The sequence below is a fragment of the Shinella agrisoli genome (assembly GCF_046557955.1).
In the GTDB taxonomy this organism is placed as follows: domain Bacteria; phylum Pseudomonadota; class Alphaproteobacteria; order Rhizobiales; family Rhizobiaceae; genus Shinella.
This window is the reverse complement of record NZ_JBJIEP010000004.1, coordinates 133,440-154,391: the sequence shown is the minus strand read 5'-3', so window position 1 is coordinate 154,391 and position 20,952 is coordinate 133,440. Positions and strand designations below refer to the sequence as shown.

Here is a 20,952-nt window from a genome sequence, read left to right as displayed (position 1 = left end):
AACAATGCTGCTGATCTACTGCCCCTACTGCGAGGAAGAGCGCTCGGAGCTCGAGTTCCGCCACGGCGGCGACGCGCATATCGCCCGGCCGGCGAACATCGCGGACATCACCGACGAGGAATTCGAGGACTATTTCTTCCTGCGCGACAACCCCAAGGGCCTGATCTTCGAACGCTGGCGTCATATCCACGGCTGCGGGCGCTTCTTCAACGCGGCGCGCGACACGGTGAGCGACAAGTTCGTCATGAGCTACAAGGCCGGCGAGCCGAAACCCGACCTGCCGGGTGTCGCTCCCGCCACCGAAAAGACCGTCGAAACCTATGAAGCCACGGAAGGAACCGCGAAATGAGCGGCGCTAATCGCATTGCCGGTCAGGGCCGCCTGACGCCTGCCAGGACGGCGCGTTTCACATTCGACGGAAAGACCTACGAGGCGCTGGAGGGCGACACCGTCGCTTCCGCGCTCATCGCCAACGGCGTGCACCTCGTCGGCCGCTCGTTCAAGTACCATCGCCCGCGCGGCATCCTTTCCGCCGGGGCGGAGGAGCCGAACGCGCTGGTCGACGTCGCGCGCGATGCCGCCCGCCGCCAGCCGAACGTGCGCGCCACGGTGCAGGAAGTCTTCGACGGCATGAAGGTCTCCTCGCAGAACCGCTGGCCGTCGCTCGCCTTCGACGTCGGCGGCGTCAACAACCTCCTGTCGCCCTTCTTCGCCGCCGGCTTCTACTACAAGACCTTCATGTGGCCGAAGGCGGCCTGGGAGAAGCTCTACGAGCCCTTCATCCGCAGGGCCGCCGGCCTCGGCGTCACGCCGACGGAAGAGGATCCGGATCACTACGCCAACCGCTATGCCCACTGCGACGTGCTGGTGGCCGGAGCGGGCATCGCCGGTCTTTCCGCCGCGCTGGCCGCGGCCGAAGCCGGCGCGCGCGTCATCCTCGTCGACGAGCAGCCGGAAGCCGGCGGCGCGCTGCATTTCGATACGTCGGTCAGGATCGACGGCCAGAACGGCTACGACTGGGCGCAGGCGACGGCGGCGAAGCTGAAGGCGATGGAGAACGTCACCGTGCTCACCCGCACGACGGCCTTCGGCTACTACAACCACAACTTCGTCGGCCTCGTGGAGCGCGTGACGGATCACCTCGCCAGGCCGGACAGGAAGCTGCCGCGCGAGCGGCTGTGGCAGGTCCGCGCCAAGCGCGTCATCCTCGCCACCGGCTCCATCGAGCGGCACATGGTGTTCGCCAACAACGACCGGCCGGGCATCATGCTCGCCTCTGCCGCGCGCACCTATCTCAACCATTTCGGCGTCGCCGTCGGCCGCAAGGTGGGCGTCTACACGGCGAACGATTCGGCCTATGAGGCCGCCTTCGACCTGAAGCGCGCCGGCATCACCGTCGCCGCCATCGTCGACAGCCGTGAAAAGCCCGGCGAGGCGGTTCTGGCGGAAGCCCGCAAACTCGGCATCGAGGTGCTGGCCGGCCATTCGGTCGTCGACACCAAGGGCAAGCTCCGCGTCTCCTCCATGTCGGTCGCCCGCAACGGCGGCGGCTCCGCGCGATCTATCCCCGTCGATGCGCTATTGATGTCGGCCGGCTGGACGCCGTCCGTGCACCTCTTCTCGCAGTCGCGCGGCAAGGTCGCCTATGACGCGGCTACCGGCCGCTTCCTGCCGGGCACCTATGCGCAGGACTGCCTTTCGGTCGGCGCGTGCAACGGCACGGACGGGCTCCAGGCGACCATCGAGGAATCGCTTGCCGCAGGCGAGCTGATGGCGCGCGCCACCGGCCACGAGGGCGGCTCCAAGGTCGAGCTTTCCGGCGAGAACGCCTTCGAGTGGACCGGCGGCATGGCCGGCAGCGGCGAGGGCGCCGGCATCGACACGACGGTCAAGGCCTTCGTCGACTTCCAGAACGACGTCTGCGCCAAGGACATCCGCCTTGCCGTGCGCGAGGGCATGCACTCGATCGAGCACATCAAGCGCTTCACCACCAACGGCATGGCGACGGACCAGGGCAAGCTCTCCAACATCCACGGCCTTGCCATCGCCTCGGAAGTCTTGAACCGCGAGATTCCGAAGATCGGCCTCACCACCTTCCGCGCGCCCTATACGCCGGTGACCTTCGGCGCGCTGATCAGCCATTCGCGCGGCGAGCTGTTCGACCCGGCGCGCAAGACGCCGATGCACGGCTGGGAGGAGGCGCACGGCGCCGTCTTCGAGGATGTCGGCAACTGGAAGCGCGCCTGGTACTATCCGCGCGCGGGCGAGACCATGCACGACGCGGTCAACCGCGAATGCCGCACGGTGCGCAGCGCCGCCGGCCTCTTTGACGCCTCGACGCTCGGCAAGATCGAGGTCGTCGGCCCGGATGCGGCCACCTTCCTCAACCTCATGTACACGAATGCCTGGGACACGCTGAAGCCCGGCCGCTGCCGCTACGGCATCATGCTGCGCGAGGACGGCTTCGTCTACGACGACGGCGTCGTCGGGCGGCTGGCGGAAGACCGCTTCCACGTCACCACCACGACGGGCGGCGCGCCGCGCGTCATGCACCACATGGAGGACTACCTCCAGACGGAGTTCCCGCACCTCAAGGTCTGGCTGACCTCGACCACCGAGCAATGGGCGGTCATCGCCGTGCAGGGGCCGAAGGCGCGCGAGATCCTCGAACCGCTCGTCCAGGGCATCGACATCTCGAACGAGGCCTTCCCGCACATGAGCGTGCGCGAGGGGAAAATCTGCGGCGTGCCGACGCGGCTCTTCCGCATGTCGTTCACCGGCGAGGCGGGCTACGAGGTCAACGTGCCGGCCGACTACGGCGAGGCCGTCTGGGAGGCCATCTGGGCGCGCGCCGAACCGCTCGGCGCCTGCGCCTACGGCACCGAGACCATGCACGTGCTGCGCGCCGAGAAGGGCTACATCATCGTCGGCCAGGATACGGACGGCACGGTGACGCCCTACGATGCCGGCCTCGGCTGGGCCGTCTCCAAGAAGAAGACCGACTTCGTGGGCATCCGCGGCCTGAAGCGGCCGGATATCGTCAAGGAAGGCCGCAAGCAGCTCGTCGGCCTCCTCACCAAGGATCCGAAGGTGGTTCTGGAGGAGGGCGCGCAGATCGTCGCCGATCCGAACGAGCCGAAACCCATGAAGATGCTCGGCCACGTGACCTCGTCCTACTGGTCGGAAAACTGCGGCCGCTCGATCGCCCTGGCGCTCGTCGCCGGCGGACAGGCGCGCATGGGCCAGACGCTCTACGTGCCGATGCCCGACCGCACGATCGCGGTCGAGGTGAGCGACATGGTCTTCATCGACAAGGAAGGAGGACGCCTCAATGGCTGATCAAGCTCTTCGCAAGCCGGCGCTTGCCGGCCGCCACGGCGGCTCCGCCGGCGCGCGCGTCACGCCCGCCGCCCCCGCAACCCGCCTGTCGCTGCGTGCGGGCGAGGATGCCCTCGGCACGCTTTCGCTGGCCTTCGGCCTCGAATTGCCGCGCAGGCCCAAGACCTCGGCCTCCGTCAGCGGCCGCCACGCGCTCTGGCTCGGCCCGGACGAGTGGCTGCTGATCGACGAGAACGGGGCGGACCTGATGGGGATGGCCTCGGGCGTTTCGGCGCTGCATTCGGCGACGGACGTTTCCCACCGCAACACGGCGATCCTCGTTTCCGGGCCGGATGCGGCCGGGGCGATTTCCAGCGCCTGCCCGCTCGACCTCGGCAATGCGGCCTTCCCCGTCGGGGCCGCCGCGCGCACCGTGCTCGGCAAGATCGAGATCGTGCTGTTCCGTACTGGCGAGGAGGATTACCGGGTCGAGTGCTGGCGCTCCTTCTCGCCCTACGCCTTTGGCCTTCTCGTGGAAGGCGCGGAGGATGCCGGACTCTGATTTTGCTCAGAGAAAGCGGTAGAAGAACAAGGCTGCCTCCCGCGTGCCGGGGGACAGCCCTTCGTACAGGTGCCGGTCGTAGCCGCCGAGCACGAAACCCTGGCGCAGGTAGAACCGGCAGGCCGCGACATTGTTCGTCTGGGTCTCAAGCCGGATGCCGGGAAGGCCCTTCTGTCCCGCCCAGCTGAACGCCTGCTGCATGAGGCGTTGCGCGGCGCCGGTGCCGCGCCATTCCGCATCGACGGCGATGTCGTCGACAAAGGCGAAGTTGTTCCAGCCGGCGGAGAGCGAGATGTAGCCGACGGGCGTCTCGTCGCCGATGACGACGAAGAGCGCCTTGTCGTCGTCCGCGACATAGGCCTCCATCTCTTCCGGATCGAAGCCGTAGCCTTTGGGATAGGGCTCGACCGGGCGTGCGTGCGTCAGCCAGTCGCCCTCGAAGGGCGGGACGGCCTCGCGGGTCACGAGGAAGGAGAAGTCGCAGGCGGCGAGCACCGGCACGTCCTCCCGCGTGGCGGGACGGATCCTCATACGTTTTCCGGCCGGTCCTTGGGATCGAACTGGACGATGGTGATCCATTCGGCGGTCAGCGCGGGCTTGCGCTCGTCCTCGATCTCGACGGCGACGTTGTAGCGGATGGCCACCATGCCGGCGCCGCGGAAGCGGGCCTCGTCCAGCACGAAGCGGCCGCGCACGCGCGCGCCGCTCTTCACCGGCGTCATGAAGCGCACTTTCTCGAAACCGTAGTTGATGCCCATCGTCTGCTCGATGATGCGCGGCACGCAATCGAAGTTCATCGCCGAAAGCAGCGAGAGGGTGAGGAAACCATGGGCGATCGTGCCGCCGAACGGCGTTTCCGCCGCCGCGCGCTCTGGATCCGTATGGATGAACTGGTGATCCTGCGTCGCATCGGCAAAGCGGTCGATCATCGTTTGGTCGACGGTGAACCAGCGCGATACGCCGAGTTCGCTTCCGACAAGGGCTGGAACGTCTTTCAAATGGATGTTGGCTGGCATCTGGCTTTCCCGCCCGATCGGCGTCTCTTCTCAAGCAATTCCGGAGGCAGACCGCTTCGCATTTTTGCTGGAATTGCTCCAGAGGAAGGGAATGCCGGGGCAATGAACATCAGTACTTTTCGACAAAAATCTCCACCGTGCGCCCATGGAGCATGCCGGCCGCCGGGCGATTGACGGATAGCAGGCTCGTCCAGTCTTTTCCATCCGAAGGGGGCAGGACGAGGGCCTGCTCCCCGTGGGTGCGGTTTATGGCGATGGCAAGGCGGACGGTGCGCTGCTGCTGCAGGTCGGACGTTTTCAGGAGGACGAGCAGGGTTCCGGCGAGGGGAGCCTGCCAATCGGCGACCGTCATCGGGCTGCCATCCGGCGTCAGCCATTCGACATCGCCCGCGCCGCTGAGGAATGACGTTTCGCCGAGCGCGGGGAAGCGCTTGCGGATCGCCGAGAGCATGGACGCATGCTCGACCAGGCCTTCGTCCAGCGCATCCCAATGCATCCACGTGCTGGCGTTGTCCTGGCAGTAGGCATTGTTGTTGCCCCTCTGGCTGCGCCCGCCCTCGTCGCCCGCCGTCAGCATGATGGTGCCGCGGGACAGGAAGAGGCTCGAAAGCAGCGCTTTCACGTCGGCGCGGCGGGCCGAAAGCACCGCGCCGTCCGTCGTTTCTCCTTCCGCGCCGTTGTTCCAGGAATGGTTCTCGTCGTGGCCGTCGCGGTTGTCCTCGCCGTTCGCCTCGTTGTGCTTTACCGTGTGCGAGACGAGGTCCATCAGCGTGAAGCCGTCATGGGCAGCGAGGAAATTGACCGTGCGCGTCACCTCTCCGCCGTGGCGGGAGAAGATGTCGGAGGAGCCGGTGAAGGCGGTGGCGAAGGAGCCGAGCCGGTGGCTGTCGCCGCGCCAGAACATGCGCGTATCGTCGCGGAAACGGTCGTTCCACTCCAGGAAGGGAGGCGGGAAATTGCCGAGCTGGTAGCCGCCGGGCCCGATGTCCCAGGGCTCGGCGATGAGCACGCGGTCCTTCAGGAGCGGATCGTCGCAGATTTCGGAAAGCAGCGCGGCGCGGGCAGAAAAGCCGTCCGCGCCGCGGCCGAGGATCGTGGCGAGGTCGAAGCGGAAGCCGTCGACACCCGCATGGCGCACGAAATGGCGCAGGCTGTCGAGCACGAGCTGGCGGACGACCGGGTGCTCGCCGTCGATCGTGTTGCCGCAGCCGGTATCGTTGATCAGCTCGCCCGGCCGGTCCGGCACGTGGCGATAATAGCTGAGGTTGTCGAGGCCGCGCATGGAAAGCGTCGCGCCGTGGCGGTCGCTTTCCCCGGAATGGTTGAAGACGAGGTCGAGGATGACGCCGATGCCTTCCGCGCGCAGCGCGGCGACCGTGTCCGCCAGCTCCGCCATGCCGCCCGGCGCAAGGCGCGGGTCGAGCGCCATCAGCGCGATCGGGTTGTAGCCCCAGCTGTTGGAAAGGCCGAGCGGTGGCAGGTGGCGCTCGTCGATCCAGGCGACGATGGGCATCAGCTCGACCGCATCGACGCCGAGGCGCCCGAGGTGCGAAAGCACCGCGGGATGGGCGAGCGCGCCGATCGTACCGCGCATCGCTTCCGGTACGTCCGGATGCAGCATGGTGAATGCGCGGACAGCGATCTCGTAGATGAAGCCGCCGGGGCGAAAGAGCGGCGGCTTCACAACGACCGGCCGGTCGCGGGTGACGATGGCCTTCGGCACGATGTCCGCCGTCTCCGCGCCGAAACGGGCAAGGCGGCCGTCATGCACGAAGCGCCGGTCGAGCTCCCTGGCATAGGGATCGACGAGCAGCTTGGCGGGATCGAACCAGAGGCCGTGATCGGGCGAGTAGACGCCGTCGGCGCGAAAGCCGTAGCGCGTGCCGGCCGTCGCGCCTTCGACGAAGACGCGGTGGAAGCCGTTCTCGTCCCGCCCCATGGTGAGGCGGCAGAGCTCCTTGTCGCCCCCGTTGTCGAACAGGCAGAGTTCCACGCGGGAAGCATCGCGCGAATAGACCGCAAACTCCACCCCGTCCCCGGAGAGCGTGGCGCCCGGCGCGAAGGAAGGAGCGGTCAGCGCCATGTCAGGTGATCACGCTCGGTTCGGTCCGGCCGGTGCGGCTCCTGATGCCGGCGATCTCGTCGGCGACCGCGATGAGATCGGCAAGTGCCTCCTGCGTGTCGAGGTCGTGGCGGGCGGCGTCCGGCTCGAAACGCTCGATGTAGACGCGCAGCGTCGCGCCGGACGTGCCGGTGCCGGAGAGGCGGAAGACCACGCGCGAGCCGCCCTCGAAGAGGATGCGCACGCCCTGGTTCCTGCTGACGGACTGGTCGACCGGGTCGTTGTAGGCGAAATCGTCGGCGGTCTCGACCTTGAGGGCGCCGAAACTCTTGCCGGGAAGCGTTGCGAGCCGGTCGCGCAGGTTCGCCATCAGGCCGTTCGCTGCCTCGGTATCGACCTCCTCGTAGTCATGGCGGGAATAGTAGTTACGGCCGTAGGTCGCCCAGTGCTGCCGGACGATGTCGATGACGCTCTCCTTGCGCACGGCGAGGATGTTGAGCCAGAGCAGCACCGCCCACAGGCCGTCCTTCTCGCGCACATGGTTGGAGCCGGTGCCGGCGCTTTCCTCGCCGCAGATCGTGGCAAGGCCGGCGTCGAGCAGGTTGCCGAAGAACTTCCAGCCGGTCGGCGTCTCGTAGATGCCGATGCCGAGCTTTTCGGCCACCCGGTCGGCCGCCCCGCTCGTCGGCATGGAGCGGGCGATGCCGGCAAGGCCGGCGGAATAGCCGGGGGCGAGATGCGCATTGGCGGCAAGCAGGGCGAGGCTGTCGGAGGGGGTGACGAAGATGCCCTTGCCGATGATGAGGTTGCGGTCGCCGTCGCCGTCCGAGGCGGCGCCGAAGTCGGGGGCATCCTCGGCCATCATCGTCTCGTAGAGCGCGCGGGCATGGACGAGGTTCGGGTCGGGATGGTGGCCGCCGAAATCGGGCAGGGGCATGAAGTTCAGCACCGAGCCCTTGACGGCGCCGAGACGGTTTTCGAGGATTTCCTTGGCATAGGGGCCGGTGACGGCGCTCATCGCGTCGAAGACGATGCGGAAGCCGCCGGCAAGCAGGGCGCGGATGGCGGAAAAGTCGAAAAGCTCCTCCATCAGTTCGGCATAGTCGGCGACCGGGTCGATGACGGTGACCGTCATGCCCTCGACGTCCTGCGTGCCCTCGTGGTCGAGATTGACGTCCGGAACGTCGGCGATCCTGTAGCTGTCGATCGACTTGGTGCGGGCGAAGATTGCATCGGTGATCTTCTCCGGCGCCGGGCCGCCATTGCCGATATTGTACTTGATGCCGAAATCTTCCGTCGGGCCGCCGGGATTGTGGCTGGCCGACAGCACGATGCCGCCGAAGGCCTTGTACTTGCGGATGACGTTGGAGGCGGCGGGGGTGGAGAGGATGCCGCCGCGGCCGACGAGCACGCGGCCGAAGCCGTTGGCGGCGGCCATCTTGATGGCGAGCTGGATGACCTCGCGGTTGTAGAAGCGGCCATCGCCGCCGATCACCAGCGTCTCGCCCTCAAACCCTTCCAGCGAATCGAAGATCGACTGGATGAAATTCTCCGCATAGTTCTTCTGCTGGAAGACGGGGACCTTCTTGCGCAGGCCGGACGTGCCCGGCTTCTGGTCGGCATAGGGCGTGGTCGATACGGTGGTTATGGTCATCGGCTCATACTCGTCAAGAAAGATTGGCTCGCGAAAGCAGGCTGGAATAGAGGTCGGCGTAGCGCGCGGCGCTGTTTTCCCAGGAAACATCCGACTTCATGCCCTGGTTCTGGATGCGCGCCCAGACTTTCGGCTCGCGCCATGCCTTGAAGACGCGGCGCAACGCCTGGCGCAGGCCCTCGGCATCGATCGGCGTGAACTGGAAGCCCGTGGCGACGCGGGCGGAAAGGGCGGCTTCGTTGGCGTCGATTACCGTGTCGGCAAGGCCGCCGGTGCGCGCCACGATCGGAATGCAGCCGTAGCGCAGGCCGTAGAGCTGGGTGAGGCCGCAGGGCTCGAAACGGGACGGGATGAGGATCGCGTCGGCACCGGCCTGCATGAGATGCGACAGCGGCTCGTTGTAGCCGATGACGATGCCGATGCGGCCGCGATGGCGCGAGGCGGCGGCCAGCAGCGCGCCTTCCAGCCCCTGGTCGCCGGAGCCGAGCACCGCGAGCTTGCCGCCCTGCTGTACGATCCAGTCGGCGACCTCGGCGATGATGTCGATGCCCTTCTGCCAGGTGAGGCGGCTGATCACGCAGAAGACCGGCCCGTCATCCTGTTCGAGGTTGAAACGCTCTGCGACGGCCTTGCGGTTGACCGCGCGCTGCCTGAGCGAGCCGGCGGCGTAGGTGCGGACGATGTGCGTGTCGGTCTCGGGATTCCACACGGCGGTGTCGATGCCGTTGACGATGCCGGTGAGATCGGCGGCGCGGGCATTGATCAGCCCTTCGAGGCCCATGCCGTATTCGGGCGTCATGATCTCATGCGCGTAGGTGGGGCTGACCGTGGTGATCGACCAGGCGGTGCGCAGGCCGCCCTTCAGGAAGCCGACGTCGCCGTAATATTCGAGCCCGTCGACGGTGAAGGCCTCCGGCGGCAGGCCGAGCCCGTCGAAGATCTCCGCGCCGAACTGGCCCTGGAAGGCGAGGTTGTGGACGGTGACGATGGAGGGAATGTGCTGGAGGCCGGTGTAGCGCATGTAGACGGCCGTCATCGCCGCCTGCCAGTCATGGGCATGCACGATGTCCGGCCGCCAGTCCGGCAGGAGGCCGCGGGCGATTTCGGCGCCCGCGAAGGAAAGAGCGGCGAAGCGCTGCCAGTTGTCAGGGAAGTCCTTGCCGGTGGCATCGGTATACGGTCCGCCCGAACGGTCGAAGAAGCCCGGCGCATCCAGGACGAGGATATCGAGGCCCTGCGCGGCGGCGAGGATGCGGGCCGGCTCCCCGAGCAGGTCGTCGAAGGTGGCGACCGGCTCGACCTGCGCCAGACGCTGCATGACCGCGGGATAGCCGGGCATGAGCGTGCGCATGTGCACGCCATGCCCGGCGAGCGCGGTCGGCAATGCGCCGGCGACGTCGGCGAGGCCTCCCGTCTTGATGAGCGGGAATACTTCGGATGCCACCGAAAGGATCTTCATTTCCTGGCTAGAGCTCCAGCTTGTCGATCATGGACTGGGTGATGAGGCAGATTCCGTTCTCGGACCGGCGGAAGCGCCGGGCGTCGAGTTCCGGATCCTCCCCGACGACAAGGCCTTCCGGAATGATGACGCCGCGGTCGATGACGACGTTCCTCAGCTGGGCGCGCCGGCCGACCTTGACGTCCGGAAGGACTACGGCACCTTCAAGACGTGCATATGAATTGGCGCGCACGCCGGTGAACAGCAGGCTGCGGTACAGCGTCGAGCCGGAGATGATGCAGTCGCCGGAGACGAGCGAGGAGATCGCCGAGCCGCGGCGGTTCTCGTCGTCGTGCACGAACTTGGCCGGCGGCTTGATCTCGGCGAAGGTCCAGATCGGCCAGGAGCCGTCGTAGATGTCGAGCTCGGGGGTGATGTCCGTCAGGTCGATATTGGCCTGCCAGTAGGCGTCCACCGTCCCGACGTCGCGCCAGTAGGCCTCGCGCTCGAAGTCGGAGCGCACGCAGGAGGCGGTGAAGCGGTGGGCGACGGCTTTGCCGTGCTGGACGATATAGGGGATGATGTCCTTGCCGAAGTCGCGGCTGGACGTCGGGTCGGCCGCGTCGCGGCGCAGGAGGTCCATCAGGAACTTCGTGTGGAAGACGTAGATGCCCATGGACGCGAGCGCCATCTCGGGATTGCCCGGAATGCCCGGCGGATCGGCCGGCTTTTCCACGAAGGCGATGATCTCATCCTTCTCGTCCACATGCATGACGCCGAAGCCGGTCGCCTCCATGCGCGGGACCTCCAGGCAGCCGATCGTCACCTGGGCGCCGGAATCCACGTGCTGCTGGAGCATCAGCTCGTAGTCCATCTTGTAGATATGGTCGCCGGCGAGGATGACCATGTATTCGACGCCGTAGTCCTCGATGATGTCGATGTTCTGGTAGACGGCGTCGGCGGTGCCCTCGTACCACTGCGTTTCGGAGACGCGCTGGCTTGCCGGCAGGATGTCGAAGCTCTCGTTGCGTTCCGGGCGGAAGAAGTTCCAGCCGCGCTGCAGGTGCCGGATCAGGGAATGCGCCTTGTACTGGGTGGCGACGCCGATGCGGCGGATGCCGGAATTCAGCGCGTTGGAGAGGGCGAAATCGATGATGCGCGCCTTGCCGCCGAAATAGACGGCCGGCTTGGCGCGCCGGTCGGTCAGTTCCTTGAGGCGGCTGCCGCGGCCGCCGGCCAGAACGTAGGCCATCGCGTCACGGGCAAGGGGTTGATTGCGCTTCTGCTCCATTGGTGTCTCCTCCCGACTTTCCGATTATGCGTCCAGCTCGAGCATCAGCGTCGCCAGCGGCGGCAGCGTGATCATGGCTGCGATTCTTCCGTTTGCGTGTTTCGTGGCCTGGACCGCGCCGCCGTTCCCCTTGCCGCTGCCGCCGTAGATCTCGGCGTCGGTGTTGAGGATTTCCCGCCACCGCCCCTCCACCGGCAGCGGCACCCCGTAGTTCTCGCGGTAGACGGGGGTGAAATTGGTGACGACGGCGATCGGCTTTTCGCCCGGCGCCTTGCGCAGCCAGGCGAAGACAGAGTTGTCGCGGTCGTCGGCGATCAGCCACTCGAAGCCGTCGCCCTCGCAATCGCGGCCATGCAGCGCGGCCTTGCGCCGATAGGTGCCGTTGAGGTCGCGCACGAGGCGGCGCATGCCCTCGTGCAGCGGATATTCGAGCAGGTTCCAGTCGAGCGAGCGGGCCTCGCTCCACTCCTGCCATTGCGCGAATTCCTGGCCCATGAACAGGAGCTTCTTGCCGGGATAGCCCCACATGAAGCCGTAATAGGCCCTGAGGTTCGCGAACTTCTGCCAGTCGTCGCCCGTCATCTTGGCGATCAGCGAGCCCTTTCCGTGCACCACCTCGTCGTGGCTGAGCGGCAGGACGAAGTTCTCCGTGAAGGCGTAGATGAGGCCGAAGGTCATGTCGTTGTGGTGGAACTTGCGGTGCACCGGCTCGCGCGAAAGATATTGCAGCGTGTCGTGCATGAAGCCCATGTTCCACTTGAAGCCGAAGCCGAGGCCGCCCTCATGGACGGGATGGGAAACCTTCGGCCAGGAGGTGGATTCCTCGGCGATCGTCAGGATGCCGGGATGGGCGCCATAGACATGGCGGTTCATGGACTGGAGGAAGCGGACCGCCTCCAGGTTCTCGTTGCCGCCGTATTCGTTCGGGATCCACTCGCCGTGCTTGCGCGAATAGTCGAGATAGAGCATCGAGGCGACCGCATCGACGCGAAGGCCGTCGAGGTGGAACTTCTCCGCCCAGTAGAGCGCGTTGTTGATGAGGTAGGCGAGGACCTCGGCGCGGCCGAAATTGTAGATCGCCGTGTTCCAGTCGGGATGGTAGCCCTTGCGCGGGTCCTCGTGCTCGTAAAGGGCCGTGCCGTCGAACCAGCGCAATCCATGCTCGTCCGTCGGAAAATGCGCCGGCACCCAGTCGAGGATGACGCCGATGCCGACCTTGTGGCAGCCGTTGACGAAGCGGGCGAAGCCCTCCGGTTCGCCGAAGCGGGCGGTCGGCGAATAAAGGCCGGTCGTCTGGTAGCCCCAGGAGGGATCGAAAGGATATTCGGAGATCGGCAGGAACTCGATATGGGTGAAGCCCATGTCGACGCAATAGGGGATCAGCCGGTCGGCAAGCTCGTCCCAGGTGAGAAACGCTCCGTCCTCATGCCGTTGCCAGGAGCCGGCATGCACCTCGTAGATCGAGATCGGCTGGCGGCGGGCGTCGACGGAGGCCCAATGGGCAAGGTGCGCCTCGTCCTCCCACACCTGCTCGATCGGCCCGGTCGTCATCGACGCCGTGTTGGGGCGCAGCTCCGAGCGGCGGGCGAAGGGGTCGGCCTTCAGCGGCAGCAGTTCCCCGTTGATGCCGACGATCTCGTATTTGTAGGCGTGGCCCTCGGTGATGCCTGGCAGGAAGATTTCCCAGATGCCGGTGTCACGGCGCAGCCGCATCGGGTTGCGCCGGCCGTCCCAATCGTTGAAATTGCCGACGATGGAGACTCGCCTCGCATTCGGGGCCCAGACGGCGAAGTGGAAGCCGTCGATGCCGTCGAGCGTCATGGGATGGGCGCCCATCTTGTCGAAGAGGCGCAGGTGCGAGCCCTCGCGGATGTAATAGTCGTCCATGGGGCCGAGCACGGGGCCGAAGCTGTAGGGGTCGACGACCACCCATTCGCCGCCTTCGTTGCGGGCGCGGTAGCGGATTGGCTGGAACTTCCTGACGGACACCTCCCCGGCGAAGACGCCGGCGGGATCGAGCTGTCCGAGCACGCCGATTTCCTTGCCCGCCAGGGTTTCGGCGACCACCTCCTTCGCGCCGGGCAGGAAGCAGCGGGCGACATAGCTATCGCCGGCCGCATGCAGGCCGAGCACCGAGAAGGGATCGGGGTGCCGGCTTTCCAAGATCGCGTCGATGTCCGCCTTCGCCAGAAGTTCTAACGGTTGCTCCGTCGTGCCTTTTTTTGGCGGTGCGGTCATCAGGCTCTCCAGATTTCCTTGGCATATTGCCGGATGGTCCGATCCGACGAGAACCAGCCCATGCGGGCGGTGTTGCGTATGGTCTTGGAGTACCAGGACGCCTTGTCGTTCCAGATGGCGTCGACATCGCGCTGGGCCTTGGAATAGGCGTCGAAATCGGCCGCCACCATGAACCAGTCGTGATTGTAGATGCCGTCGACGAGGCCGGCGAAGCGGCCGCGATCATCGGGCGAGAAGACGCCGGAGGAAATGGCGGCGAGCGCCTGGGACAGTTCCCTCGATTGCTCGATGATGGCGCGGGGATTGTGCCCCTCGGCGCGGACCTTTGCGACTTCTTCGGCGGTCATGCCGAAAATCATGATGTTCTCCTCGCCGACCCAGTCGCGCATTTCGACATTGGCCCCGTCGAGCGTGCCGATGGTGAGCGCACCGTTCAACGCGAACTTCATGTTGCCGGTTCCCGACGCCTCCATGCCGGCGGTGGAAATCTGCTCGGAGAGGTCCGCGGCGGGCACCATGATCTCGGCGAGCGAGACGTTGTAGTTCGGCACGAAGACGACCTTCAGCAGGCCGCGCACGGCCGGGTCGTTGTTGATCACCCGCGCCACGTCGTTGGCGAGCTTGATGATCAGCTTGGCGTTGTGATAGCTCGGCGCCGCCTTGCCCGCGAAGAGCTTGACGCGCGGGACCCAGTCGAGCTCGGGATGCGAGCGGATCTGGTCGTAGAGCGCGACCGCCTCGATGATGTTGAGGAGCTGGCGCTTGTATTCGTGGATGCGCTTGATCTGGATGTCGAACATGGCGGCCGGATCGATGCGCACGCCCATGCGGCTTCCGACGAGATTGGCGAGGCGGTTCTTGTTCTCGCGCTTGATCGCCGCGAAACGTTCCTGGAAATCCCTGTCGTCGGCGAAGGCGTCGAGCGCCTTCAGCGCCTCGGCATCGTCCATGAAGGCATCGCCGATCGCTTCGCGGATCAGCTCGAACAGGCCCGGATTGCATTGCATCAGCCAGCGGCGGGGCGTGATGCCGTTGGTCTTGTTGTTGATGCGGTCCGGATAGAGCTTGTGCAGGTCGGCGAAGACCGTTTCCTTCATCAGCTCGGTGTGCAGCGCCGACACGCCGTTGATCGAATGGGAGCCGACGAAGGCGAGGTTGCCCATGCGCACGCGCCGTTCGCCCGACTCCTCGATCAGCGAGATGTTGCGGATGCGCTGGTCCTCGAAACCCTTCTCCCTGCGGGCCTCGACGAGGATCTTCGCGTTGATCGCGTAGACGATCTGCATATGGCGCGGCAGCAGCCGCTCGAACAGCGGCACCGGCCAGCTTTCCAGCGCTTCGGGCAGAAGCGTGTGGTTGGTATAGGAGAACGTGCGGCGCGCGATGTCCCAGGCCGTGTCGAATTCGAGGCCGTGCACGTCGGTGAGGAGCCGCACGAGCTCGGCGACCGAGACGGCCGGGTGCGTGTCGTTGAGCTGGATGGCGACCGCATCGGGCAGGGACGTGAAGTCCGGATACTGCTGGAGATGGCGGCGCAGGATGTCCTGCAGCGAGGCGGAGGAGAAGAAGAACTCCTGGCGCAGGCGCAGCTCCTGGCCGGCGGGCGTGGCGTCGGCCGGATAGAGCACGCGCGTCAGGCTTTCGGCCTTGTTGCTCTCGCGCAGCGCGCCGATGTGATCGCCGGCGTTGAAGGCGTCGAGCAGGATGGGATCGATCGGATTCGCGGCCCACAGGCGCAGCGTGTTGACGCGTTTGGCCCGCCAGCCGACGGCCGGCGTGTCGTAGGCGGTGGCGATGACGCGTTCGGCCGGCTTCCAGACGAAGCGCTGCTTGTCCTCGCCGATGCTGATCGTCTCGACGGAACCGCCGAAGCCGATCTCGTAGGAGCTTTCGCGGCGCTCGAACTCCCACGGGTTGCCGTGGGCGAGCCAGGTTTCCGGCAGCTCCACCTGCCAGCCGTCCGCCATCTGCTGGCGGAAGAGGCCGTGCACGTAGCGGATGCCGTAGCCGTAGGCCGGCACGTCCACCGTCGCCATGCTTTCGATGAAACAGGCGGCAAGCCTGCCGAGGCCGCCGTTGCCGAGCGCGGCATCCGGCTCCAGCTCGGCGATGATGTCGAGGTCGACGCCGAGAGAGGCCAGCGCATGGCGCATCTCGTCGAGGATGCCGATATTCGTCATGGCGTCGCGCATCAGGCGGCCGATGAGGAATTCGAGCGAGAGATAGTAGACCCGCTTCGATCCCGTGGAATAGGTGCGGCGGGTGGAGTCCATCCACTTGTCGGTGATGCGGTCGCGGGCAACGAGGATCGCCGCCGTCAGCCAGTCATGCGGCTTGGCGACCTTCGGGTCCTTGCCGATGCGGTATTTGAGGCGTTCGAGGAGTTCGGTTGCAAGCTGTTCGCGGTCCGATGACCGGGGGGCGGGCGCGAGGTCGTTGTTGGTTACCCGGTTCATCATCGGTGAGCCTTGCCCCCTCGCATTTGCCTGCGTTCGTTCTGGCGAAAATCGCGTTTAAATCAATTTATGCATCTATCCGAAGCGCTTGCAATATGCCTTTTCGAGAAAGGAAGCGTGCATTTTCGGCATGGCTGATAAACCGGAACAATACAGAAAAACCCGCTGCACCAGGGTGCAGCGGGCGGATGGCGACGGGTGCGTTGCGCGCGCTTAATGGGTCAGACGGGACGCCACGTCGGCAGCGCTTTTGCCGATCGCCTCGAAGGCGGAGACGAGGGCTGCCATGTCGTCGGCCTCGTAGTAGTCCGAGGTGGAGGTGGCGCAGCTCTTCAGGAGCGTCTGGCCGCGCTCCGGGGCCATGAAGGCGACCGTATAGACCCGGACGCCGGCGTCCTTGGCCTCCTTGCAGGAAGCCAGGGTATCGTTATCGGACTTCTTGGCGTAGGCGTCGCTCGACTTACCGTCATAGTGGGTGTTTTCACCGTCCGTCATGAAGACGATGAACTTGAGCGGCGCCAGGCCACTCTTCCTGTTATGTGCGCCGATTTCGGTTTCCTTGGACGCATCCTCGGGAGCCAGCTTCTCGACAGCCTTGGCGAAGGCCCGGTGCGAATCCGTTCCGCCGGTCGGCTGCTCGGGCAAGGCGTTGACGTAGGTGATCGCGCCGCCCGTTCCCCAGTTCAATTCCGTTTCCTTCTGCATCACGTCGTTGTAGGAGACTGCGCCGGTGCGCACGTACTGCTGCCTGGGGTCGATCGTATTCAGCACGCCGACGAGGCTCGTGACGGCCATCTTCAAGGCGGCGATCTTTCGCACGTAGCAAGGGGTCGTCGCCCTGATCGACTGACCCCAGTTGCTTGATGTCCAATTCTGGCAAGGAACGGTCCTGCTGGCGATCTCATCGGTCTTGAAGGACATGGAGCCGGACCTGTCCAGCACGAGGAACATCGAGATCGCGTTCTTCGATCCCGTCGCGCTTTCGGCCGTTCCCTTCGCCGAGACCGTCGCCGAGGTCTGTCCGAGCAGCCGCGTCAGGGCGTTGAACTGGACGGTGTAGCTGCTGGTGATGGTGACCTTGAAGGACTTGCCCTCGCCTGCCTTGGCCGTCTCCTCGACGTTGACAGTAGCGGCTGCGCCGCCGGGTTGCGCGCCGTCGGCCTGAGGGCCGCTCATCTGCGTCTTGAAGAAGGACAGGGCGATGGCCTTCGCATCGTTGACGCTCTTCTTGTCGTTTGACAGGGCGGAGGCGGCGGCAAGGGCGGCCGAGTCGACCGCATCCTGAAGCTCGGCCTTGGCCAGGACCATGTTGGTGAGGTCCATGGCTACGCCGCCTGCCGCCAGCATGACCGGAAACGCAAAGGCCGTCATCATCGCGAAATTGCCGCTGCGGTCCCCCAGGAAGCGGGTAACCAGTGACCGTTTTTCCGTCTTCGTCGTCATGAGACTTCACCCACCGTCGTCGTACTGTTGGGCTGAAGCTACCAGCGAAGTCTTATTCAACGGTTCGGATGCGTAGTATAGTTTTCGTAAAATTGCGCCGGTCCCGAAATTCCGGCTTGTGCGGTTGTTCCCAAACGGGATTTCACGCCGTCTGGCGGACCGGAACGACGTCGACGGCCTGGGTCGTCTTGTGCTGGCCGTAGCCCTTGAGAACGCCGATGACCGGCGCCACGTCGGCATAGTCGCGGCCGTAGGCGACGACGATGTGGTCGGTGCCGGCGGGAATGTCGTTGGTCGGGTCGAGCTCCATCCAGCCGTTCACCCGGCCGCACCAGTAGCGCACCCAGGCATGCATGGCGTCGGCTCCCTCCAGCCGCTCCTTGCCCGGCGGCGGGATGGTGCGCAGGAAGCCGCTGACGTAGCCGGCCGGAATGCCGAGGCTTCTCAGCGCCACGATCATCACATGGGCGAAGTCCTGGCAGACGCCGCGCTTCAGCCTGAAAGCCTCGCGCGGTGTCGTGTCGACGCTGGTCGCCTTCGGATCATAGGTGAAATCCTTGTGGATGCGCGCGCAGATGGCCGTCGCGATCGCGCGGATCGTCATGTCGGGCTTTGCGGTCTCGCGGGCGTATTCGGCGATCTCTGGGCAATCCTTCAGGCGCGGGCTCGGGCCGGTGAAGTGGTGCGGAGAGCCGGCGTCGAGCGACCAGTAGCCGGCGATGTCTTCCGGCAGGTCGGCGACACGCGGCGAGAAGTCGGCCGCAGGTTCCGGCATGTCGACATGAACGCGCGCCTGCATGCGGATGTCCAGCCGGTCGTGCGGACTGCGGAAAAGGATGGAACTCATCGGGTTTTCGAAGAAGTCGTGATGGTCGACCCGTTCGCCTGGGCTGGGCGAGACGCTCACCGTGCCGGCGACGAGCCGCTGGCGCCCGCCGATGGAGAGCGGCAGCACGCGCACGATATGCCGGCCGCCCGAAACCGGCGTGTCGTAGAGGTAGCCGATATGGAGGTTGACATCGTAGAGCATGTTCCGGCGCCTGCCTCCCGCTCAGCTCAGATAGGTCTGCGCGAGAATGTCGGAAAGCCGTTCGAGCTCCGTCTCGAAGCGCTTGTAGACCCCATCCGTCATCGTTTCCGGCGTCAACACCGCCAGCCCCGCATGAAGCCGCATGGCCTCGCGGTAGAAGGGCGACATCTGGCCGTTGGCATAGGCGTTCGGCAGTTGCTCGACCTCGTTCTTGATCTCGTTCAGCTGGTAGAGGATCGAGCGCGGGTTGAGCGGATCGAGCGCCAGGAGGTCGGTGACCGTGAGGCGTGCCGTCGCCACGTTGTAGCGGCGGCGGTGGGTCATCACGCTGTCGCCGATCTCCAGCAGCATGTCGAGCGCGCCGTCCGGCGCGTCCTCGCCGGACATGTGGCCGAGCAGGCGGGTCATGTGCAGGCCGCGCTCCAGATAGCGGCCGATCGACAGGAAGCGCCAGCCGGTGAAGCGGTACATGTTCTCGTGCACGAGGCCGGCGAAGCCCGCGAGCTTGCGCAAAAGCACGGTCATGGCGCGCGTCGCGTCGTCGCCCGGCTGGACGGAGACGTGGAAGCGGCGGGCGGTCTTGGACAGGTCGGTGAGCGCCAGCCAGCCGTCCGGCGAGAAGCGGTCGCGGATGTTGCTGGCGGAGAAGACGGCGCTGTCGATATTGCGGATGAGGCTGGTCGGCACGGCTTCCGACGTGTCGATGTCGAGCGCGTCGAGATAGTCGCTGACGTCCTTCAGGAGCGGCTGTTCGGGATCGGCATATTCGGCATAGCGGCCGTGCCAGGCGCGCAGGATGCGCAGCGCGCCCTCCGCCCGCTCGATATAGCGGCCGAGCCAGAAGAGGTTGTCGGCCGCGCGGCTCGGCAGGCTGCCGGGCATGTTGCGGGTGAAGACCTCCTCGGCCGGCAGCAGCGTCGTGCGCTCGACGGGCTTACGGCTGACGATCCACACGTCGGCGGCCGAGCCGCCTTCCTGCATGGCGATGGCCGCGACGTTGTCGCCCGCGCCGATGCGGGCGAAGCCGCCGGGCATGATCTGCCAGCCGTCGCGCGTGCGCGCGGCGAAGACGCGCAGCGACATCGGCCGCGGCACGAGCTTGCCGTCCACCCAGGCGGGCGTGGTGGAGAGCGTCACCGCCTCCTGGCCGACCAGCTTGGTGCCGTCGGTCGCCAGCCACTCGGCGATCGACTGCCTTGCCGTGTCGCGCAGCGTCGCGCCGAGCACGGACTGTCCGTTGTCGTCGAAGAAGGGACGGGTGGAATAGGCGGGGCCGATGACCATGCGCTCGATGTTGGCAGCGACATGCTCCCGCTCGCCCTTCTGGCCGCACCACCAGGTGGCGACCGACGGCAGGATCTGCTCCTGGCCGAGAAGCTGCCGACAGATGTTCGGCAGGAAGGCGAGCATGGCGCGCGTCTCGACGACGCCGGCGCCGAGGGCGTTGACGATGCTGACCGAGCCGGAGCGCAAGGCCTCGACGATGCCCGGCGTGCCGATATGGGAGTTCTGGTTGAGTTCCAGCGGATCGGCGAAGGCGGCGTCGAGGCGGCGCCAGAGCACGCCGACGGGCTTGAGCCCCGCCACCGTGCGCACCATCACCTTGCCGCCGACGACCGTCAGGTCCTCGCCTTCGAGCAGCATGAAGCCGAGGTAGCGGGCGATGTAGGCGTGCTCGAAATAGGTCTCGTTGGCAAGGCCGGGGGTGAGGACGGCGATACGGTCCTCGGGCGACTTGTTGGCCTGGAGCGTGTTGCGGAAGGCTCCGAAGAAGCCCGCAAGGCGGTGGGCGTGGGTTTCCGCATAGACGTCGGAGAAGGCGCGCGTCGTCGCCACGCGGTTCTCCAGCGCGAAGCCGGCGCCGGAGGGCGCCTGCGTGCGATCCGAGAGCACCCACCAGTTGCCGTCCGGGCCGCGGCCGATCTCGAAGGAGACGAAGTGCAGGAAGCGGCCGCCGGCAGGCTGCACGCCGACGAGCGGGCGCAGGAATTCGCCGTTGGAGGCGATGAGGGCCGGCGGCAGCAGGCCGTTGGCGACGAGCTCGTTCCTGCCGTAGATGTCGGCGACGACCGCCTCCAGGAGCTCGGCGCGCTGGATCAGGCCGCGCGACAGGCTTTCCCACTCGTCCTCATCGATGAGCACCGGAATGTGGGAGAGCGGCCAGGGGCGCTCGGTGCTCGCCTCCTTGCCGTAGGCGCGGTAGAAGACGCCGGCGTCGCGCAGGTACCGGTCGGCGCGGGCGAAGCGGCCGGCAAGCTCGGCCTCGTCCATGCGCCCGAGCGCCGCCAGGAAATGCCGCCAGACGGGGCGCACCTCGCCGTGCGTGTCGACCATCTCGTCGGCAACGCCGGAAAGCGGCGCATAGGCGCGCGACGGCGTTCGCGCCGCGTCCGCCCCGATACGCCCTGCCTCCACGCTGGTGGTCTTCAATCCGCATACTCCTG

14 protein-coding genes are annotated in these 20,952 nt (G+C 66.2%); 3 read left to right on the top strand and 11 right to left on the bottom strand.

Going from position 1 to position 20,952, the window contains the following annotated elements; all coding sequences use genetic code 11:
• Positions 1-4 precede the first annotated feature (4 nt).
• The 3 genes from ACIIOY_RS04815 to ACIIOY_RS04805 are packed head-to-tail and all read left to right on the top strand — an operon-like array spanning position 5 to position 3,880.
• Entirely contained in the window at positions 5-349 is a 345-nt protein-coding gene (locus ACIIOY_RS04815; RefSeq protein ID WP_411033487.1) for a sarcosine oxidase subunit delta, read from the top strand.
• Positions 346-3,339: a sarcosine oxidase subunit alpha gene (locus tag ACIIOY_RS04810; RefSeq protein ID WP_411033486.1), complete on the top strand. Its 2,994-nt coding sequence runs from the start codon at positions 346-348 to the stop codon at positions 3,337-3,339. Before ACIIOY_RS04815 ends, ACIIOY_RS04810 begins: the two co-directional genes overlap by 4 nt.
• The gene (locus tag ACIIOY_RS04805) at positions 3,332-3,880 is read left to right on the top strand and encodes a sarcosine oxidase subunit gamma (protein ID WP_411033485.1); all 549 of its coding nucleotides are present in this window, start codon (positions 3,332-3,334) and stop codon (positions 3,878-3,880) included. Before ACIIOY_RS04810 ends, ACIIOY_RS04805 begins: the two co-directional genes overlap by 8 nt.
• Positions 3,881-3,886: 6 nt before the next feature.
• On the opposite strand, the gene ACIIOY_RS04800 is transcribed toward ACIIOY_RS04805, so the two are convergent.
• The 11 genes from ACIIOY_RS04800 to ACIIOY_RS04750 all read right to left on the bottom strand — a co-directional run bounded on the left by ACIIOY_RS04800 (position 3,887) and on the right by ACIIOY_RS04750 (position 20,923).
• Entirely contained in the window at positions 3,887-4,411 is a 525-nt protein-coding gene (locus ACIIOY_RS04800) for a GNAT family N-acetyltransferase (protein WP_411033484.1), read from the bottom strand.
• The gene (locus ACIIOY_RS04795) at positions 4,408-4,896 is read right to left on the bottom strand and encodes a MaoC family dehydratase (RefSeq protein ID WP_411033483.1); all 489 of its coding nucleotides are present in this window, start codon (positions 4,894-4,896) and stop codon (positions 4,408-4,410) included. Before ACIIOY_RS04795 ends, ACIIOY_RS04800 begins: the two co-directional genes overlap by 4 nt.
• Positions 4,897-5,005: 109 nt before the next feature.
• A complete protein-coding gene (gene glgX, locus ACIIOY_RS04790; RefSeq protein ID WP_411033482.1) occupies positions 5,006-6,979 on the bottom strand; it encodes a glycogen debranching protein GlgX in 1,974 nt (657 codons plus the stop codon).
• Position 6,980: 1 nt separating this feature from the next.
• Positions 6,981-8,612, bottom strand: a complete 1,632-nt coding sequence (locus tag ACIIOY_RS04785) for an alpha-D-glucose phosphate-specific phosphoglucomutase (protein ID WP_411033481.1) — start codon at positions 8,610-8,612, stop codon at positions 6,981-6,983.
• Between the two features lie 13 nt (positions 8,613-8,625).
• The gene (glgA, locus tag ACIIOY_RS04780) at positions 8,626-10,071 is read right to left on the bottom strand and encodes a glycogen synthase GlgA (protein WP_411033480.1); all 1,446 of its coding nucleotides are present in this window, start codon (positions 10,069-10,071) and stop codon (positions 8,626-8,628) included.
• A 7-nt stretch (positions 10,072-10,078) separates the two neighbouring features.
• Positions 10,079-11,341: a glucose-1-phosphate adenylyltransferase gene (glgC, locus tag ACIIOY_RS04775; protein WP_411033479.1), complete on the bottom strand. Its 1,263-nt coding sequence runs from the start codon at positions 11,339-11,341 to the stop codon at positions 10,079-10,081.
• A gap of 24 nt (positions 11,342-11,365) precedes the next feature.
• Positions 11,366-13,579, bottom strand: coding sequence for a 1,4-alpha-glucan branching protein GlgB (gene glgB, locus ACIIOY_RS04770; RefSeq protein ID WP_411033478.1), 2,214 nt, complete (start codon positions 13,577-13,579; stop codon positions 11,366-11,368).
• The gene (locus ACIIOY_RS04765; RefSeq protein ID WP_411033477.1) at positions 13,579-16,038 is read right to left on the bottom strand and encodes a glycogen/starch/alpha-glucan phosphorylase; all 2,460 of its coding nucleotides are present in this window, start codon (positions 16,036-16,038) and stop codon (positions 13,579-13,581) included. Before ACIIOY_RS04765 ends, glgB begins: the two co-directional genes overlap by 1 nt.
• 210 nt (positions 16,039-16,248) lie before the next feature.
• A complete protein-coding gene (locus ACIIOY_RS04760) occupies positions 16,249-17,478 on the bottom strand; it encodes a vWA domain-containing protein (RefSeq protein ID WP_411033476.1) in 1,230 nt (409 codons plus the stop codon).
• A gap of 142 nt (positions 17,479-17,620) precedes the next feature.
• Positions 17,621-18,508, bottom strand: coding sequence for a transglutaminase family protein (locus ACIIOY_RS04755; protein WP_411033475.1), 888 nt, complete (start codon positions 18,506-18,508; stop codon positions 17,621-17,623).
• Between the two features lie 21 nt (positions 18,509-18,529).
• Positions 18,530-20,923, bottom strand: coding sequence for a circularly permuted type 2 ATP-grasp protein (locus ACIIOY_RS04750; protein ID WP_411033658.1), 2,394 nt, complete (start codon positions 20,921-20,923; stop codon positions 18,530-18,532).
• Positions 20,924-20,952 lie beyond the last annotated feature (29 nt).

What these genes read in the sequence shown, in the direction of transcription:
- ACIIOY_RS04815 (WP_411033487.1), top strand. Translation starts at nt 5, where the DNA reads ATGCTGCTGATCTACTGCCCCTACTGCGAGGAAGAGCGCTCGGAGCTC.
- ACIIOY_RS04810 (WP_411033486.1), top strand. Translation starts at nt 346, where the DNA reads ATGAGCGGCGCTAATCGCATTGCCGGTCAGGGCCGCCTGACGCCTGCC.
- ACIIOY_RS04805 (WP_411033485.1), top strand. Translation starts at nt 3,332, where the DNA reads ATGGCTGATCAAGCTCTTCGCAAGCCGGCGCTTGCCGGCCGCCACGGC.
- ACIIOY_RS04800 (WP_411033484.1), bottom strand. Translation starts at nt 4,411, where the DNA reads ATGAGGATCCGTCCCGCCACGCGGGAGGACGTGCCGGTGCTCGCCGCC.
- ACIIOY_RS04795 (WP_411033483.1), bottom strand. Translation starts at nt 4,896, where the DNA reads ATGCCAGCCAACATCCATTTGAAAGACGTTCCAGCCCTTGTCGGAAGC.
- glgX (WP_411033482.1), bottom strand. Translation starts at nt 6,979, where the DNA reads ATGGCGCTGACCGCTCCTTCCTTCGCGCCGGGCGCCACGCTCTCCGGG.
- ACIIOY_RS04785 (WP_411033481.1), bottom strand. Translation starts at nt 8,612, where the DNA reads ATGACCATAACCACCGTATCGACCACGCCCTATGCCGACCAGAAGCCG.
- glgA (WP_411033480.1), bottom strand. Translation starts at nt 10,071, where the DNA reads ATGAAGATCCTTTCGGTGGCATCCGAAGTATTCCCGCTCATCAAGACG.
- glgC (WP_411033479.1), bottom strand. Translation starts at nt 11,341, where the DNA reads ATGGAGCAGAAGCGCAATCAACCCCTTGCCCGTGACGCGATGGCCTAC.
- glgB (WP_411033478.1), bottom strand. Translation starts at nt 13,579, where the DNA reads ATGACCGCACCGCCAAAAAAAGGCACGACGGAGCAACCGTTAGAACTT.
- ACIIOY_RS04765 (WP_411033477.1), bottom strand. Translation starts at nt 16,038, where the DNA reads ATGATGAACCGGGTAACCAACAACGACCTCGCGCCCGCCCCCCGGTCA.
- ACIIOY_RS04760 (WP_411033476.1), bottom strand. Translation starts at nt 17,478, where the DNA reads ATGACGACGAAGACGGAAAAACGGTCACTGGTTACCCGCTTCCTGGGG.
- ACIIOY_RS04755 (WP_411033475.1), bottom strand. Translation starts at nt 18,508, where the DNA reads ATGCTCTACGATGTCAACCTCCATATCGGCTACCTCTACGACACGCCG.